Source organism: Streptomyces sp. P17, from assembly GCF_032436805.1.
GTDB lineage: Bacteria > Actinomycetota > Actinomycetes > Streptomycetales > Streptomycetaceae > Streptomyces.
On sequence record NZ_JAVRBF010000767.1, the window covers coordinates 1 to 275 of the forward strand.

Annotated in this window: 1 protein-coding gene; it reads left to right on the forward strand. The window is 31.3% G+C overall.

Annotation, left to right across the window (positions count from 1 at the left end; all coding sequences use genetic code 11):
- Positions 1-237: hypothetical protein (locus tag RMT89_RS42880; protein WP_315889175.1), on the forward strand; the 237-nt coding region annotated here is incomplete at its 5' end.
- Positions 238-275 lie beyond the last annotated feature (38 nt).

Below are 275 nucleotides of genomic sequence, written 5' to 3' on the forward strand. Positions count from 1 at the left end.
GCGCTGGGAGAGTATGAACGCTATGCTAAAGCAACAGATTATTATCAGCAAATAGGTAAGAAGCAGGCAGAAGTGCTAATTAATACAGCTAATCTAAATTATAAAAACGGACAAATTGGCTATATCGAATGGGGAACATTGATCAATCAATCTTTACAAATCAATATGCAGCAATTAGAAGCCATTAAAATGCTAAATCTAACTGCTGCTGAATTACATTACTTACTTAATTATTAAAAATATGAAGTACTTATATATCTTATTTTTTAGTGTCG